The organism is Eubacterium aggregans, assembly GCF_900107815.1.
Classification (GTDB): domain Bacteria; phylum Bacillota; class Clostridia; order Eubacteriales; family Eubacteriaceae; genus Eubacterium_O; species Eubacterium_O aggregans.
In genome coordinates this window covers 55,982-72,529 of record NZ_FNRK01000006.1, presented here as the reverse complement: position 1 = coordinate 72,529, position 16,548 = coordinate 55,982, and the positions used below count along the sequence as shown (strand labels likewise).

15 protein-coding genes are annotated in these 16,548 nt (G+C 50.6%); 13 read left to right on the top strand and 2 right to left on the bottom strand.

Annotation, left to right across the window (positions count from 1 at the left end; translation table 11 throughout):
- Positions 1-64 precede the first annotated feature (64 nt).
- From cimA to BLW33_RS04850, 8 genes are all read left to right on the top strand, one after another.
- A complete protein-coding gene (gene cimA, locus BLW33_RS04885) occupies positions 65-1,660 on the top strand; it encodes a citramalate synthase (RefSeq protein ID WP_090305901.1) in 1,596 nt (531 codons plus the stop codon).
- Positions 1,661-1,695: 35 nt separating this feature from the next.
- A complete protein-coding gene (leuC, locus tag BLW33_RS04880; RefSeq protein ID WP_090305899.1) occupies positions 1,696-2,958 on the top strand; it encodes a 3-isopropylmalate dehydratase large subunit in 1,263 nt (420 codons plus the stop codon).
- An 11-nt stretch (positions 2,959-2,969) separates the two neighbouring features.
- Positions 2,970-3,473 (top strand): 3-isopropylmalate dehydratase small subunit, encoded by a 504-nt coding sequence (gene leuD, locus BLW33_RS04875; RefSeq protein WP_090246588.1) that lies wholly within the window; start codon positions 2,970-2,972, stop codon positions 3,471-3,473.
- Between the two features lie 24 nt (positions 3,474-3,497).
- Positions 3,498-4,562: a 3-isopropylmalate dehydrogenase gene (leuB, locus tag BLW33_RS04870; RefSeq protein WP_090305897.1), complete on the top strand. Its 1,065-nt coding sequence runs from the start codon at positions 3,498-3,500 to the stop codon at positions 4,560-4,562.
- A gap of 28 nt (positions 4,563-4,590) precedes the next feature.
- On the top strand, positions 4,591-6,249 hold the full coding sequence (gene ilvD, locus BLW33_RS04865; protein WP_090305894.1) for a dihydroxy-acid dehydratase: 1,659 nt from the start codon (positions 4,591-4,593) through the stop codon (positions 6,247-6,249).
- A gap of 12 nt (positions 6,250-6,261) precedes the next feature.
- The gene (gene ilvB / locus BLW33_RS04860) at positions 6,262-7,926 is read left to right on the top strand and encodes a biosynthetic-type acetolactate synthase large subunit (protein ID WP_090305891.1); all 1,665 of its coding nucleotides are present in this window, start codon (positions 6,262-6,264) and stop codon (positions 7,924-7,926) included.
- A 69-nt stretch (positions 7,927-7,995) separates the two neighbouring features.
- The gene (locus BLW33_RS04855; protein ID WP_090305888.1) at positions 7,996-8,607 is read left to right on the top strand and encodes a flavin reductase; all 612 of its coding nucleotides are present in this window, start codon (positions 7,996-7,998) and stop codon (positions 8,605-8,607) included.
- Between the two features lie 39 nt (positions 8,608-8,646).
- On the top strand, positions 8,647-9,291 hold the full coding sequence (locus BLW33_RS04850; protein ID WP_090305885.1) for a cytidylate kinase-like family protein: 645 nt from the start codon (positions 8,647-8,649) through the stop codon (positions 9,289-9,291).
- A 74-nt stretch (positions 9,292-9,365) separates the two neighbouring features.
- On the opposite strand, the gene upp is transcribed toward BLW33_RS04850, so the two are convergent.
- Positions 9,366-9,995 (bottom strand): uracil phosphoribosyltransferase, encoded by a 630-nt coding sequence (upp, locus tag BLW33_RS04845; RefSeq protein ID WP_090305882.1) that lies wholly within the window; start codon positions 9,993-9,995, stop codon positions 9,366-9,368.
- Positions 9,996-10,137: 142 nt separating this feature from the next.
- Between upp and BLW33_RS04840 the strand changes: the two genes are divergently transcribed.
- Complete coding sequence (locus BLW33_RS04840) at positions 10,138-10,398, top strand: glutaredoxin domain-containing protein (protein ID WP_090305879.1); 261 nt, start codon at positions 10,138-10,140, stop codon at positions 10,396-10,398.
- Between the two features lie 7 nt (positions 10,399-10,405).
- Positions 10,406-10,627: a YdbC family protein gene (locus BLW33_RS04835; protein ID WP_090246576.1), complete on the top strand. Its 222-nt coding sequence runs from the start codon at positions 10,406-10,408 to the stop codon at positions 10,625-10,627.
- A 57-nt stretch (positions 10,628-10,684) separates the two neighbouring features.
- Here BLW33_RS04835 and BLW33_RS04830 read toward each other — a convergent pair whose 3' ends face one another.
- On the bottom strand, positions 10,685-13,657 hold the full coding sequence (locus tag BLW33_RS04830; RefSeq protein ID WP_090305876.1) for a transglycosylase domain-containing protein: 2,973 nt from the start codon (positions 13,655-13,657) through the stop codon (positions 10,685-10,687).
- A 212-nt stretch (positions 13,658-13,869) separates the two neighbouring features.
- On the opposite strand from BLW33_RS04830, the gene BLW33_RS04825 reads away from it, so the two are divergent.
- From BLW33_RS04825 to BLW33_RS04815, 3 genes are all read left to right on the top strand, one after another.
- Complete coding sequence (locus BLW33_RS04825) at positions 13,870-14,601, top strand: YebC/PmpR family DNA-binding transcriptional regulator (protein ID WP_090305875.1); 732 nt, start codon at positions 13,870-13,872, stop codon at positions 14,599-14,601.
- A gap of 10 nt (positions 14,602-14,611) precedes the next feature.
- A complete protein-coding gene (locus BLW33_RS04820; RefSeq protein ID WP_090305872.1) occupies positions 14,612-14,872 on the top strand; it encodes a hypothetical protein in 261 nt (86 codons plus the stop codon).
- 154 nt (positions 14,873-15,026) lie between these two features.
- Entirely contained in the window at positions 15,027-16,520 is a 1,494-nt protein-coding gene (locus BLW33_RS04815; RefSeq protein WP_090305869.1) for an NAD(P)H-hydrate dehydratase, read from the top strand.
- Positions 16,521-16,548: the final 28 nt, after the last annotated feature.

Genomic DNA, 16,548 nt, shown 5'->3' with positions numbered 1-16,548 from the left:
TCGTGTGACAGCCCCTTCTTTTAAACATAACCCCCAACTGCCCTGGGAGAAACGAGGTGACTATATGGCAGATAAAATCACAATTTTTGACTCCACCCTCCGGGACGGGGCCCAGGCTGAGGGTATTTCCTTCTCAGTGGAGGATAAGCTGCGGATCGTCCTCACCCTGGATAAGCTGGGGGTGGATATCATTGAAGCGGGAAATCCAGGGTCTAACCCCAAGGATATCGCCTTCTTTGAAGCCCTTTCGGATCTCACCCTCGAGCACGCCAGGCTGTGTGCCTTTGGCAGCACCCGGCGCAGTGGTATCCCAGTGGATGAAGATGCCAATTTAAAGGCCCTAGTGGATGCTGGAACGCCAGTGGTGGCGGTCTTTGGTAAATCATCAACCTTTCATATCACCGAAATCATCAAGACCACTCTGGAAGAAAACCTGATAATGATTGAGGACACCATGGCCTATTTGGTATCCCAGGGAAAGGAAGTCATCTTTGATGCTGAGCACTTTTTTGATGGCTACAAGCTGGACCCCGACTATGCCCTGGCGGTGCTTCAGGCTGCCGAGCGGGGAGGCGCGACTACCCTGGCGCTGTGTGATACCAACGGGGGAACCCTCCCTGAGGAAATTGCCGAAATTCTGACGGTGGTTAAGGGAGCGGTGAAGACTGAAATCGGCATCCATTGTCACAATGATAGCGGTCTCGGAGTGGCCTGCAGCCTGTCTGCGGTGAGGGCCGGGGCCAGACAGGTCCAAGGGACATTTCTGGGCTATGGAGAGCGCTGTGGGAATGCCAATTTATCCAGCATCATCCCAAACCTCCAACTCAAGATGGGCTATGCCTGTTTGCCCCAGGGCTCCCTGGAACGTATGACCAGTGCAGCTATCCGTATTGCTGAAATCTCCAACTTTACCCTTTCTGGAAGAGAGCCTTTTGTTGGGAAGAGCGCCTTCGCCCATAAGGGCGGAATGCACATTGATGCGGTGCTTAAGGCACCCCGGTCTTTCGAACATATCCAGCCGGAGGCCGTGGGCAATGAGCGGCGCATCCTGATGTCCGAGGTTTCCGGACGGAGTACCATTATTAAGATTATCAACGATATCGATCCCTCTATCACCAAAAAGTCCGAAGAGACCACCCGGGTTATGAACCGGATTAAGGAGCTGGAGTACCAGGGATATCAATTCGAGGGCGCTGAAAGCAGTGTCCGCCTTCTGATTCGGAAGGAACTGGGAAAATTCAAGCCTTTCTTCACCATTGAGGACTTTAAGACCATTGGTGAAAAGCCGGTGGCTGGCCGAGCCCTGAGCTCCTCCGCCATCGTTAAGGTGAATGTGGAGGGAAAAGAGGCGGTTAATGCCGCCGAGGGGGATGGTCCGGTGAATGCCTTGGACAAGGCTCTGCGCACCGCCCTCGAGGATTTTTTCCCAAAAATAAAGGAGCTGCGCTTGACGGATTTCAAGGTTCGGGTTATCGATAAGGGGGCTACGGCGTCTAAGGTCCGGGTTCTTATTGAGAGCACCGATGGCCAGGATATCTGGACGAATGTGGGTGTTTCTACCGATGTCATCGAGGCAAGCCTTATCGCATTGGTGGATTCCATCGAATACAAGCTGCTCTCAGATATGGAGCGTCAGCTTAAGGCATATAATTTAATATAGCGAAACTAAATTCTTTTGAAGGAGAACGTAAATTTATGGGAATGACAATGACGCAGAAGATTCTAGCAGCCCATGCTGGGGTTGAATCCGTGAAAGCCGGAGATCTCATCATGGCGAATTTGGACCTGGTGCTGGCGAACGATATTACCGGCCCTGTGGCCATCAACGTGTTCCAGAACATTGACACAGAGGTTGTTTTTGATAAAGAAAAAATTGCCCTGGTACCGGACCATTTTGCACCGAATAAGGATATTAAGGCTGCGGAACAATGTAAACAGGTCCGTTGCTTTGCCTGTGACCAGGCCATTACCAACTATTTTGAAATTGGAGAGATGGGAGTGGAGCATGCCCTTCTGCCTGAAAAGGGTCTGGTGGTTGCCGGGGATGTGGTCATTGGGGCCGATTCCCATACCTGTACCTATGGGGCTTTAGGGGCTTTCTCTACTGGAGTGGGTTCCACCGATATGGCCGTGGGAATGGCTACGGGTAAGGCCTGGTTCAAAGTGCCGGCTGCTATTAAAATCAACCTTACCGGCACCTTTGCCAAGGGGGTATCCGGAAAGGACCTTATCCTTCATATCATTGGAAAAATTGGCGTGGATGGTGCCCTGTATGAGTCCATGGAATTCACGGGACCCGGTGTGGCTGCTCTGACTATGGATGACCGCTTTACCGTGGCCAATATGGCCATTGAAGCGGGCGGGAAAAACGGGATTTTCCCTGTGGATGATCAGACAGTGGCGTATATGAACGCCCACGGCGAAAAGCCATACACTGTTTACGAAGCGGATGAGGATGCCCAGTATATTCAGGTTTTAGAGATTGATTTGGGGATGCTGCGCCCCACAGTCGCTTTCCCACACCTTCCGGAAAATACAAAGACCATTGATGAAATCAAAGAACCGGTTGTTATTGACCAGGTGGTCATCGGTTCCTGCACCAACGGGCGTTTTTCTGACTTTGAGAAAGCCGCTGTGCTGATGAAGGGCAAGAAGGTTAAGAAGGGCGTTCGGGTCCTCATCATTCCAGCCACCCAGAAGATCTATCTGGAACTCATGGAAGCCGGTTATTTGAAGGATTTCATTGAGTGCGGTGCCACGGTATCCACCCCCACTTGCGGGCCCTGTTTAGGGGGCCATATGGGGATCCTGGCAGCAGGGGAACGCTGTGTGTCCACCACCAATCGGAATTTTGTAGGCCGTATGGGCCACGTGGACTCTGAAGTGTACCTGGCCAGCCCGGAAGTGGCGGCAGCATCTGCAATTTTAGGCCGTATCGCCGGTCCTGACGAAGTATAAGGAGGTCATCAATGAACGCAAAAGGTCAAGTTTTCCGCTATGGCGACAACGTGGATACGGATGTCATTATCCCTGCCCGTTATTTAAATACCAGTGATCCACTGGAATTGGCTAAGCATTGTATGGAGGATATCGACACCGGGTTTGTGAGCAATGTTCACCAGGGTGACATTATTGTGGCAGACGATAATTTTGGTTGTGGCTCCTCCCGGGAACACGCCCCTATTTCCATTAAGGCTTCTGGAGTATCCTGTGTCATTGCCAATAGCTTTGCCCGAATTTTTTATCGCAATTCCATCAATATTGGACTGCCCATTCTGGAATGCCCGGAAGCCGTAGCTGTCATCGAAGCTGGGGATACCGTGGAGGTGGATTTCGATTCTGGCATCATTACCGATGTCACCAAGGGTCAGTCCTTCCAAGGCCAGGCTTTCCCGGAATTTATGCAGAAGCTCATCGCTGCTGGCGGCTTGGTGAACTATATCAACGATCCGGCCAATGGGTTTATGGCATAAGTGATAAATTAAGGAGAAATTTTAATGCAATATAAAATAGCAGTCATCAAGGGCGATGGAATCGGCCCTGAAATTGTAGAGGCCAGCACCAAGGTCCTCGGTGTTATTGGGGAAAAATACGGCCACCAGTTTGATCTCACCAATGTTTTAGCCGGTGGTGCGGCCATCGATGCCTGCGGTACGCCCCTGCCCCAGGAAACTGTGGATATTTGTAAAGCCAGCGATGCGGTACTTTTAGGTGCTATGGGCGGCCCCAAGTGGGACCATCTGGCTGGGGACAAACGCCCAGAAGCTGGGCTTTTGGGAATTCGGAAGGCCCTGGGCCTTTTTGCCAATCTGCGTCCGGCCATCCTTTTTGAGGAGCTGCGAGATGCCTCGCCCTTAAAGCCTGAAATCATCGGAGATGGGATGGATATCCTGACGGTACGGGAGCTCACCGGAGATGTGTATTTTGGAGAAAAGAAGCGGGACGGGGACGAATACGCCTCGGATCTCATGAATTACTCCCGTATGGAGATTGAACGCATTGCCCGGGTGGGCTTTGAATCTGCCATGAAGCGGGGGAAAAAACTCCACTGTGTGGACAAGGCCAATGTGCTGGAAACCTCAAGACTTTGGCGTAAGATCGTCACGGAGGTCGCAGCGAATTATCCGGAGGTTGCAGTGGAATACCTGTACGTGGATAACGCAGCGATGCAGCTGGTCATCAATCCCAAGCAATTCGATGTCATCCTCACGGGGAATCTCTTTGGAGATATCCTTTCTGATGAATCCAGCATGCTTACGGGGTCCATTGGGATGCTGCCTTCTGCCAGTCTGGGTGAGGGAACCTTTGGAATGTATGAGCCCATCCACGGCTCCGCTCCGGATATTGCCGGAGAGGATAAGGCAAACCCCATTGCCACCATACTGTCTGTAGTCATGCTGCTGCGGTATTCCCTGAACTTAGAGGCTGAAGCCGCTGCCATTGAAGGGGCGGTTAAGAAGACCTTGGCCCAGGGATGGCGCACCGGAGATATCGCTGTACCCGGCGAAACAGTCATTGGCTGTATCGAAATGGGGAATAAGGTTATCGAAAACCTGGCCTAACGTAAACAAAAAAAAGGAGAGAATCAATATGAGAAGTGATGCTGTTACCCAAGGTGCCAAATGTGCACCGGCCCGGTCACTCTTTCGCGCTTTAGGATATACTGAAGAAGAGCTAAGCCGCCCCCTGGTCGGGGTGGTGAATTCCTATAACGAAATCGTACCGGGGCATATGAACCTGGATAAGATTTGTGACGCGGTGAAGGCTGGCGTCCGGGCAGCGGGGGGAACCCCCATTGAGTTTCCCGCCATTGCCGTGTGTGACGGCATCGCCATGGGTCACATTGGGATGAAATATTCCCTGGTGACCCGCCAGCTCATTGCGGACTCTACGGAAGCCATGGCCATGGCCCACGCCTTTGACGCCCTGGTGATGATTCCCAATTGTGATAAAAACGTCCCTGGCCTCCTCATGGCTGCAGCACGTCTGAATATTCCCACCACCTTTGTTTCCGGTGGGCCAATGCTGGCCGGGCATGTGGATGGTCAGAAGCGCAGCTTATCCAGCATGTTTGAAGCGGTGGGGGAATACAACGCCGGAAAGATTGATGATGAAAAGCTTGAGGAATTTGCCTGTGATGTCTGTCCCACCTGTGGGTCCTGCTCCGGGATGTACACGGCTAACAGCATGAATTGCCTCACCGAGGTTCTGGGCATGGGGCTCCGGGGCAATGGCACCATTCCAGCGGTGTATTCCGAACGCATCCGTCTGGCTAAGAAGGCAGGGATGCAGGTGATGGAAATGCTAAAGAGGGATATTCGCCCCCTGGATGTCATGACCGAGGATGCCTTTGAAAATGCCCTCACCATGGATATGGCCCTAGGCTGTTCCACCAACTCCATGCTCCATTTACCTGCCATTGCCCACGAGTGTGGGGTTGAAATCAATGCGGATATGGTCAACGCTATCTCGGCGAAAACCCCGAACTTATGCCACCTGGCACCGGCGGGTCCCACCTATATGGAAGATCTCAACGAAGCCGGGGGGATTTATGCGGTCATGGCCGAAATCAATAAGCTGGGCCTCCTTCACACGGACTGTCTCTCCGTTACGGGAAAAACCGTCGGCGAAAATATTGCAGGGGTCCTTAATCGCAACCCCGAAGTCATCCGCCCTGTAAATCATCCCTTCACCCCAACCGGAGGCTTAGCCATGTTAAAGGGAAGCCTTGCTCCGGATACCGCCGTGGTCAAACAATCTGCGGTTTTACCGGAGATGTTGGTTCACGAAGGTCCAGCTCGGGTTTTTGAAAGTGAAGAAGAAGCCCAAGCAGCCATCAATGCCGGAAAAATTGCGGCGGGAGATGTCATCGTCATCCGCTACGAAGGCCCTAAGGGTGGTCCGGGGATGCGGGAAATGCTGGCTCCCACGGCAGCCATTATGGGGATGGGCCTTGGCAATAGCGTTGCTCTGATTACCGATGGTCGTTTTAGTGGCGCCACCCGGGGAGCCTGCATCGGCCATGTTTCTCCGGAAGCCGCTTCCGGTGGGCCCATTGCCTTTGTCCAGGATGGTGATATGATTGCCATTGACATTCCGGCTCGAAAGCTGGATTTGAAGGTCAGTGATGAGGAAATGGCCCGACGCCGGGAAAACTGGACACCTAAGGCTCCCAATGTGACCAAGGGTTACCTGGCCCGTTACGCCAAGTCTGTGTCTTCTGCCAATAAGGGCGCAATTTTGGAGTAATAGGGAGAAGCTATGGAAAATAAACAATTATTATTGGGCTCGGAAATCGTCGTCCGATGCCTGGAGGAACAGGGATGCGACTACGTTTTCTCCTATCCTGGGGGTAGCGTCATTCCTTTATTCGATGCTTTTTATCGCTTGGAGCACAGCATTGTCCAGGTGGAACCCTGCCATGAACAAAATGGTGTTCATGCTGCTGAGGGCTACGCCCGGGCCAGCGGTAAGGTAGGGGTGGCCATTACTACTTCCGGCCCCGGGGCCACCAATGCGGTCACTGGCATTGCCAATGCCCATTTGGATTCAACCCCCTTGGTGGTCATCACCGGCCAGGTTACCCAGGGACTTCTTGGGAAGGACTCCTTCCAGGAGGTAGATATCACGAGCATTACCATGCCTATCACCAAGCATAATTTTATGATTAAGGACGTCACCATGCTGGCCCCCACCATCCGGGAGGCTTTCCGGATCGCGGCTTCTGGCCGTCCTGGCCCAGTGGTGGTGGATATCCCCAAGGATATCTTTATGGCGAAGACCGAATATCAGGTGGAAAAGCCCTACAATCTGGACAACAACACCCCCAGACCTCAACGGGATGCCGTCGTCCGGGCTGCGGAATACATCAACGCCGCGCAGCGCCCAGTCATCTATGCCGGGGGAGGGGTCATTAAATCCGGGGCCAGCCAGATGTTGGTCGAGTTTGCAGAAAAGGCGGGAATTCCTGTGGCTAACTCATTGATGGGCCTGGGGTCCATCCCCCGGGAGAATCCTTTATCCTTGGGCTTTGTGGGGATGCACGGTTCCCAGGAGTGTAACCTGGCGGTCATCAATTGCGACACCTTAATCGCCATTGGTGCCCGGTTCTCGGATCGGGTCACCGGGAATATCAATTCCTTCATGCGGGATAAGAAAATCATCCATATCGACGTGGATCCCACGGAATTTGAAAAGAATATCGAGGCAAATGTGCATATCTGTGCGGATATCTGTGATGTCCTGCCCATGCTTAGCCGCCTCATTACCCCTAAAACCCATCCCCAGTGGATTGAGCAAATTGCAAAGTGGCCACTGCCCGAGCGAGATGCCGATGAGTATATCCCTAAAAATATTCTGGAACATATCAATGCAGCTTACACGGATGCCTATGTGGTGACCGAGGTCGGTCAGCATCAGATGTGGGTGGGCCAGTATTGGAAATTCGCATTCCCGGGCCAGTACGTGACTTCTGGAGGCTTGGGCACCATGGGCTTTGGGCTTGGAGCTGCCGTTGGCGTCCAGATGGCAAAACCAGAGAAGGATGTCCTCCTGGTGGCTGGGGATGGTAGCTTCCGAATGAATTTCCAGGAGCTCACCACGGTCAAGCGGTACAACCTGCCCCTGCGAATTTTTCTGTTCGACAATGAAGCCTTGGGCATGGTGCGTCAGTGGCAGAAGCTTTTCAATGACAGACGTTATGCCCAAACGGACTTAAACGAAGGGGCGGTAGACTACATCAAGCTGGCAGATGCCTTTGGCATGAAGAGCTACGATGTAACTTCCCTGGAAGATTTAGATGCCGCCCTTACGGATATGAAGGGATTACCGGAGCCGGTTTTAATCCATTGTACCATTCCCAGGGACGAAGGAGTTTATCCCATGGTCCCAGCAGGCAAGCCCATTGATGAGATTTACTACGAATAAGGGAAGAACTTAAAGAAGTCCTTAAGATTTACCCTCTATACTAGAATTATCTTAAAGAAAGTGGTGAATATGATGAAGTGGAAATGCACAGTGTGTGGCTATATCTATGAAGGGGCGATGCCGCCCCAAAAATGTCCGATTTGTGGGGTGGGTCCGGAAAAATTTGTGCCGGTTCCCGAGGCAGCGCCGGGCAGCATGCCCCCAGAAAAATATAAGCAATTGGAACAGCTGCTCTTCAATGCCAGCTATGGCTTGTATGTGGTGACATCTGTGGATGGTGACCGTCAGAATGGAATGCTCTCCAATAGCTTCCTTCAACTGAGCAGCGATCCCCTCAAGGCAAGTGTCTGCCTGAATAAAGGGACTTACACTGGGGAGCTGGTTCAGAAATCCGGGGTCTTTGGGGTATCAATCCTGGGCCAGGATAATCATGACCTGGTCCCACGCTTCGGTTATCAAAGTGCTCATAGCGGCGTGGATAAATTTGCTGGTATTGACATTATAAAGGGTGACGTAACGGGTTGCCCCGGCGTGACGTCAACGCTGTGCTTTATGGAGCTCGAAGTTGAACAGGTTGTGGATGTCGGTACTCATAATTTATTCATCGGACGGCTGGTCGGGGGGAAGGACTTCCGTAAGGGGGAACCAATGACCTACGCTTATTACCGGAAAACCCGGTAGGGGCGTCGTTTACCCGGGGAATGAAAAGGAGGCGGAAAAATGCGCGCAAAGCGTCAAATCATCACGATTTCAAGACAATTTGGAAGTGGTGGACACAATATTGCAAAACGGCTGGCCAAGCGGTTGGAGATTCCTTTTTATGACGAGGAGATCATTGTTGAAGCGGCTAAGGAAAGTGGGATTGATCCTGAAATGGTCAAAGCACTGGAAGAGACCCCGACGAATTCACTACTCTACTCCTTGTCGAGTAGTGCCATCTTTGGTGGTGGTTCCTTTTCGCCGGTTGTTGACTTACCCATGACGGATAAAGTCTTTCTAGCCCAATCCGAGGTGATCCGTCAATATGCCGAGGCAGGCTCCTGTGTCATCGTCGGCCGATGTGGGAATTTCGTGCTTCGGGATGACCCCGATGCCGTGGATGTTTTCATCCATAGGGATCTAGAGGAGCGGATTAACCAAGTGGCTAAGTTATATGACCTGACCCAGAAAAAAGCTGCTGAATCTGTTAAAAAAGTGGATAAACAACGGTCCGGCTACGCCAACTATTACTCCGACCGAAACTGGGGTCAGGCGGATAATTACGATTTAGCCCTCAACAGTGGCCTCCTTGGAGAAGATGGCTGCATCGAAGTGATCATCACCTTCTTAAACCGAATGGCCCTTCGAAAAAAAGCGCGGGGTTAATGCATTAAATAAAAACCACCACCCTATAAAACAGGATGGTGGTTTTCGCTTTTTCTACCGTAATGCTTTAAGCCTTAAAGGGTCCCAAAGAGCCGATCACCAGCATCGCCAAGGCCTGGGACGATATAGCCCTTTTCATTTAGCCCTTCATCAATGGCCGCACAGTAAATGGGAACCTCCGGGTGAACACGATGGATGGCAGCGATGCCCTCCGGTGCCGCTAGGATGTTCACCAGCTTAATATCCTGGCAACCGGCCTCCTTGGCTAGGGCGATGGCGTGGGCGGCAGAGGCCCCTGTCGCCAGCATGGGATCGGTGATGATAAGGGTGGCTTCTGCGATATCCTTAGGGAATTTACGGTAATATTCCCGGATTTCTAGGGTTTCATCATCCCGCTCCAGCCCCACATGGGCGATGGTGGCATTGGGGATGACATGGAGCATCCCGTTAACCATCCCGAGACCTGCCCGGAGAATGGGCATGATGACCACGTTTTTCTGGGCCAGAACGGCCTGGGTAGTGGCACCGATAGGTGTCTCGATTTCGATGGGCTTTGTAGCAAAGGACTCCGTCACCTCGTAGGCAAGTAGTGTAGCCAGCTCATCAACAAGCTGGCGGAATTCAAAGGCAGAGGTTTCTTTCATACGCATTAAAGTGAGCTTATGCGTCATCAATGGGTGTTTTTTCTCTATGACATTTTCCATGTCGGATCGGATATCCTTTCTCTTTTTATTGAAACTATCATAACATGAAAGTATAGAAAATCGAAACCCCTAATCTTTTTTTATTGACAAAGTGTGTATTTCTGAGTAGAATAGTGAAAAAGTAAAGGCAAGGTGTTGGGAAATGCAAAATAGAAAAATTACATTATACACATGGCCCCATTGCCCGTTCTGCATCAGTGCAAAGCGTCTCCTTAAGGCAAGAGGACTTCAATATGAAGATTATAACATATTGGGGAAATCCGCCGAAAAGGAGGACCTGATTGCTAAAACTGGACAAACGACGGTTCCGTACATTTTTTTTGACGATGAACTTATCGGTGGCTATTCAGAATTAGCAGCCCTGGATGACAGCGGGAAACTTGCAGAAATATTTGGAAAGTGAGAAATCAATGGCATTTAAATTCGAAGTGGTAGAAGAAATCGGGGTGCTTTCTGAAGGCCCTGGTGGGTGGCAGAAGGAACTCAATTTGGTAAGCTGGAATGAACGGGATCCGAAGTACGATATCCGGGAGTGGGATGCGAACCATGAAAAAATGCGCAAGGGTGTTACCCTGAGCGTCGATGAGCTGGCTGAGTTAAAAGCTATCTTAAATGATTTGACCTTAGATTAAGAATAAAAAACATAAAGCCCCAGATTTCCAATTGAGGAAATCTGGGGCTTTATTCAATTATTGTACGGTAACGCTGAAGCTTTTTGAGAAGGTTCGATTACCCACCGTCTGGCTGACAGTGATAGTACTGGACCCTGCAGCCACTGCTGTGAGTGTTGTCCCTGAAACTGCAACCACACCGCCATTGGAGGAGGATACTGAGGTCGTGCCATTATTGGGGCCGTTAATGCTTAAGCCCTGGCTGCTGCCTACTGACATCCGAATGCTACCGGACCCGAGGGCAGTTCCATTTAAGTTAATGGTAATTTCATTACCTGCTGCAGCCGTCGTGGCATTGTGCACCGTGCAAATATCGCTACTGGAAGGACCGAGGAGAGAGGCATCGTTGCCACCGATATAGCCCGGGCGCGCTTCTGTAATCCCCGCAGGATAAAGGTTTGTGGGAATTTTAAGGGCTGTGGTGGTCTGGATTTGATCCTTTGGGCAATATTCATTAGGGATAGCTCCACTGGCTGAGCAAATCTGAACTTGATAATGGCTGTCGTCACTGGCAGTAGGGACCGTTCCGTCAATAAACATTTCGTTAACGGCACTGCCTGCGGCCGTAGATAGGCTGGTAGCCAACTTGCCGGATTTATTATCGATGCTGGCTGTAGTGATTCCTCCGGGGTTATCGGGGAAACTAGCTGATGGTAGATTTTGGTTGATGGTATCCATCACTTCTTCAAAGATAGAGGCTGGTCCGGGTTTGCTCCCCCCAAAGAGATTGATATTTAACTCGAAATCTCCAGCGCTGGTGGACACATGGTTTTCATCATAGCCATACCAAACGGCCATGGAATAGTAGGGGGTATACCCACAAATCCAGGCGTGACGCTCTTCATCTGTCGTACCGGTTTTACCGGCTACCGGTTGGCCAGAAACATTGATAGTTGTTGTGCCGCCATTTACGGCACTTTTAAGAACGTCTGTGATCAGATAGGCCGTTTGAGCTTTGTATACCTGGGTTTCTGTCGTCTTTTTCTCTAGGATGACCTTTCCGGTATGGTCAGTCACCGTGGTGTAAAAGGAGGCTGATTTATGGACCCCGCTATTGGGAAAGCTGCTATAGGCACTGGCCATGGCCAGTGAGGATTGTCCCACCGAATAGCCACCTAGAGCCAGAGATGCTGGGTTGACATCCAGGTTATTCTCCCGGTCGATGGTAAGGCCTACCTTTTCAGCGTAGGCTGCGCAGGTATCCAGCCCTGTGGCAATACAGGTCTGAACGGCAATGGTATTGGTAGAATTGACAAGCCCCTGACGGATGGTGGTCAGCCCCCCAAAGCCTCCCCCAGAGTTTTGAGGGGTCCAACCTTGATAGGCAATGGGGACATCATTATAAACCGTTCCAAGGGTAACCTTTCCAGTATCCAGTCCAGGGCCATAGGTGGTGAGTGGTTTGGTGGAGGAACCAGGCTGGAAGCGCTGGGTCGCCCGGTTTAAGGAAAGATTGGTTTTCTTCTCCCGACCACCTACAATCCCGGCGACATTACCTGTGGTGTTATCAATGACAGTCATCCCCACTTCAGGTGTATAGTTGACTTCTTCACCGATATCCGCACTTTTAGCAGCAGAAGCTTGGGCGGCGGCAGAAGACTGGGAAGGAAAGAGGGAATCATCCTTGGCCGCTTCTTCCATGGTGGTCTGGACCGTTGGATCGACGGTGGCATTAATGGTCAATCCCCCGTTTAAGAGGTATTGGGAGGCTTCCTCTTCAGTCATATTCTTTTGGGACATTAGATCCGATACGATTTCTTCATATAAGGAATCCGTAAAATAGGAGTATTCAATCTCCCGTTCCACATAGGTTAGCCCCACATTGTTAGCTTCCAACTCTGCTTTGGCTGTATCGCGCTGGCTTTGATCAATATAACCCAGCTCCAGCATTTTATCTAAAATAACGATGGCCCGCTTTTGGTTTTCTGCATTCAAGGCGTATTTACCGTCTGCACCCACTGAGATGATCGAATTACCGTTCTCATCCTTTACGTAAACGTAAGGATCGTAATAGGAGGGCGATTTGGGCATGGCCGCTAACATGGCGGCCTGGGCTACGGTCAGGTGACTGACATCTGTATTGAAATAGGTTTTGGCAGCAGCCTGGACCCCCCAAGCCTGGGAAAGGTTAATCTTATTGAGATAGGCTTCTAAAATTTGCTTTTTAGAGTAGATACCTTCTAAGCGGCTGGCTAAAATCATTTCCTGGAGCTTTCGTGAGATGGTTTTGTCTGAGGTTAAATGGGTCAATTTGATAAGCTGCTGGGTAATGGTGGATCCCCCAGGACCATCCAGACTTCCGGAAAACACAACGCCAAAAACAGCCCGTGTCAAGCCTTGAATATCGACACCACCATGGGAGTAAAACCGTTCATCTTCGATGGCGATAAAGGCATTTTGAACATAATCCGGAACCTGGTCTATGGAAACGACCTCTCGGTTTTCAGAGGCCTCGAAATCCTGGTAAAATGTACCATTCTTATCAAGAATCTGGGAATTTTGAACAAAATTGAAATTCTCAGTATCTAGTGCGGGAGTATTGATGAATTCATAAGCAAAGACCACGCCACCCACCAGGAAAAGTATGGCAACAAGTGCTATAATAACATATAAAACTTTTCCCTTTGTCGTTTTGTTTTTCCATGAGAGTGCTTTCTTTAATCGGAGAGAGAAAGTATCCGGGACTGGATGTTCTGTGGGGATGTCCGACTTTGTCGGTGGAGCCTCTGGTATTGGCGCATCGACGGAGGGGGTGTCAGATTCCTCTTGGGGTGGCACGGATGAGGGGGTGTCTTCCAATAAATTTTCCAGATGGTCGAGATTGGGAATAACGGGACTCTCTAGGTTAGATGGACCCTTGCTGCCAGCGTACTGTTTCTTGAGCTGTTCGCTTCTTTTTCGCTGAGCAATGCGTCGTCTGCGGTCCCGATGATTGAGGGGTGTTTTTTCACTACTTAGTTTATGTGATGGTTCTTTTTTTTGAGGGGGCATTTGATCCTCCGGTTTTTTTATTTATTCTCAAAAGGAATTATACCTGTTTTTTGATTTATTGGCAAATCTTCATGTCTAAAGAAGGGATGTCTTAAAAAAATAATCAATAAAAAGGGGAAATCTTTTTCCATCCATTGAAGGCCAAAGAAGATTGTGATAAAATATTTATTCAGTAATCAAACTAATTAAAACCTATTAAATGGAGGAATTATATGTCAGGACATTCAAAGTGGTCAAATATTAAAAATAGGAAAGGGAAACAGGACGCTGTCAAAGGTAAGATTTTTACAAAGATGGCAAAGCTCATCGCAGTGGCCGCCCGTGAAGGTGGCGGCGATCCTGAAATGAATGCAAAACTGCGGGACGCCATTGCCAAGGCAAAGGCCGCCAATATGCCCAATGATAATGTAGACCGAGCGGTAAAGAAAGGGACTGGAGAATTAGGAGATGCTATTTTTGAAGAAATCACCTATGAAGGTTACGGTCCCGGTGGTGTGGCCGTCATTGTCAGTGCTCTGACGGATAATAAGAACCGTACGGCAGCGGATGTCCGTCACGCTTTTGATAAAAATGGCGGAAATTTAGGAACCAACGGTTGCGTGGGATTTTTATTTACGAAATCCGGCCGGATTATGGTTGAAAAAAGTGATGCCATTGATGAAGATGAACTGATGATGCTGGCGCTGGATGCTGGCGCAGAGGATATGGAGGTTGCGGAAGATGGGTACACCATTATTACTGCACCCGAGGATTTTGCAGCGGTGATGGATGCCATGGGTGAAAACGACATTGAGGTTCTTACCGGAGAAGTTGCCATGATTCCATCAACAGAAACAGCCTTGAGTCCAGAAGATGTGAAGAAAATGGAAAAAATGCTGGATATGTTTGACGATAACGATGACGTTCAGGAAGTCTGGCACAACTGGAACGAGGGAGACGAATAGGAGGCTCACCATGGCAAAACGGGAAAAACGAGACCGGGAGTACAAGACCAGGGATTATGTGGTCTACTTTATTGTGGCTTTTGTACTCATCTTTTTAACCTCATCCTTCGTCATTGAGGATGTGTATAACAATGCAGACAAGCTCAGCATCAATCCCACTGGCGTTCAGGCAATCTATGAATCAACCATTGGGAAGACACCTTTTGTGGACCAGGAGGATGGGGGAGCAACCCAACCCACCACGACCACACCAACGACGACGGTGCAATAGGTGCACAGAATAACCCTTTGAATTGAGAGGGATGATTTGTTTTATAGTCTAGGGCTGCCTGCTATCCTGCGGCAGCCTCTTCTATTTCTACGCGACGTAGCTACAAGGCACGACAAAGAGGAATGAATTCTATTGATTGCGGAGGAGGAACAGCATGAAAGAAATCGTAACCCCCCGGGAAATGGCTCAGATGGATCAGGAGACCATTGCTGCAGGTACCCCCAGCCTTAAGCTCATGGAAAAGGCGGCGGTGGCCTGTGCGGAAATCGTCGCTCTGGGACTGACGATTTTGGACAAAGTGGTAGTAGTCTGTGGCTCCGGGAACAATGGAGGTGACGGCTTGGCCATCGCCAGAATTCTGGCCGCAGAAGGGCGTCCGGTAGAGGTGCTTTGTACCGGACAGCCACAATCTATAACCCCGGACAGCCAGGTAAACTACAGCCGGCTCTTAGAGGCGGAGATTACGCCATTGTTTTTCGATACGCTCACCGAAGCAGCGGCAGCGGCACTTTTTAAAGGTGCGGCTGTCCTGGTGGACGCCGTTTTTGGCAACGGTTTAGCAGATCGGCCTTTGAGTGAAAAATTCCAGCGGCTGATCCAAGGGATGAATGCGTCAGGCACTCCCATTACGGCTATCGATATTCCTTCGGGTCTCCGGGGGGACATTGGACGGACTTTGGGTGCTTCTGTGGTGGCTCATCGGACAATCGCCATCCAATATATCAAAACAGGTTGCCTCTTAAATGATGGACCAGACTACTGTGGAGAGATTATCCCCGTGGATATTGGTATCACCAAAGGTGGGATTTGTAATCACAAATGCCTTCTCGAGGGGGAAGATATCCACTTTCCAAAGCCCCGAAAAAACAATACCCATAAATACACCTACGGGGAAGTGGCCAGCGTTGCTGGATCGACCGGGATGTACGGTGCCGGGGTGCTGTGCGCCCAGGCAGCTATGCGTGTCGGTTCAGGGCTGGTAACCGCCTTTATCCCCAAGGAAGGGGCGGATATTTTAGGGACGAAGCTGCCTCCGGAAATTATGGTCCAGGCCTATGGTACGGACTTCTTTGCCTCGGCGTTTGAAAATCGACGTTGGAACGCCGTGCTCTTTGGACCAGGGGTGGGGCGCCACCATGATTTTGGCCCCTTCCTTAAATATATCCTGGACGGACAGACCCCGGTCATTATCGATGCCGATGGCATATGGCATTTGGAGCGGTGCCGGCAGGCGCTACCTAGCCATGCAGCGCCCCTCATTCTCACCCCGCACCTGGGGGAATTTTCCAGGCTCACGGGGATGGATGCCCAGACCATTACCCAGGACCCCCTTACCATAGGCAGCCGCTTTGCCACCGAGAACAACCTGGTGTTGGTGCTCAAGGGTTACCACACCTTGATTTTCTCTCCAGAAGGTGCGATTTGGTTTAATAGCACCGGAAATCCCGGGATGGCTACAGCAGGCAGCGGAGATGTGCTGGCGGGTATGATTGCCGGCTTTCTGGCCCAGGGAGCATCTCCCCTGGAGGCGGCACAGACTGGAGTCTATTACCACGGGGCCGCTGGGGATGTATACGCCGATCGCTTCAACCAAAGCAGTCTCTTGGCCACAGACCTTCTCGATTTTCTTAAAATCGTTCTGCCCTAGAATAACCATATAAAGAAAAGAAGTATAA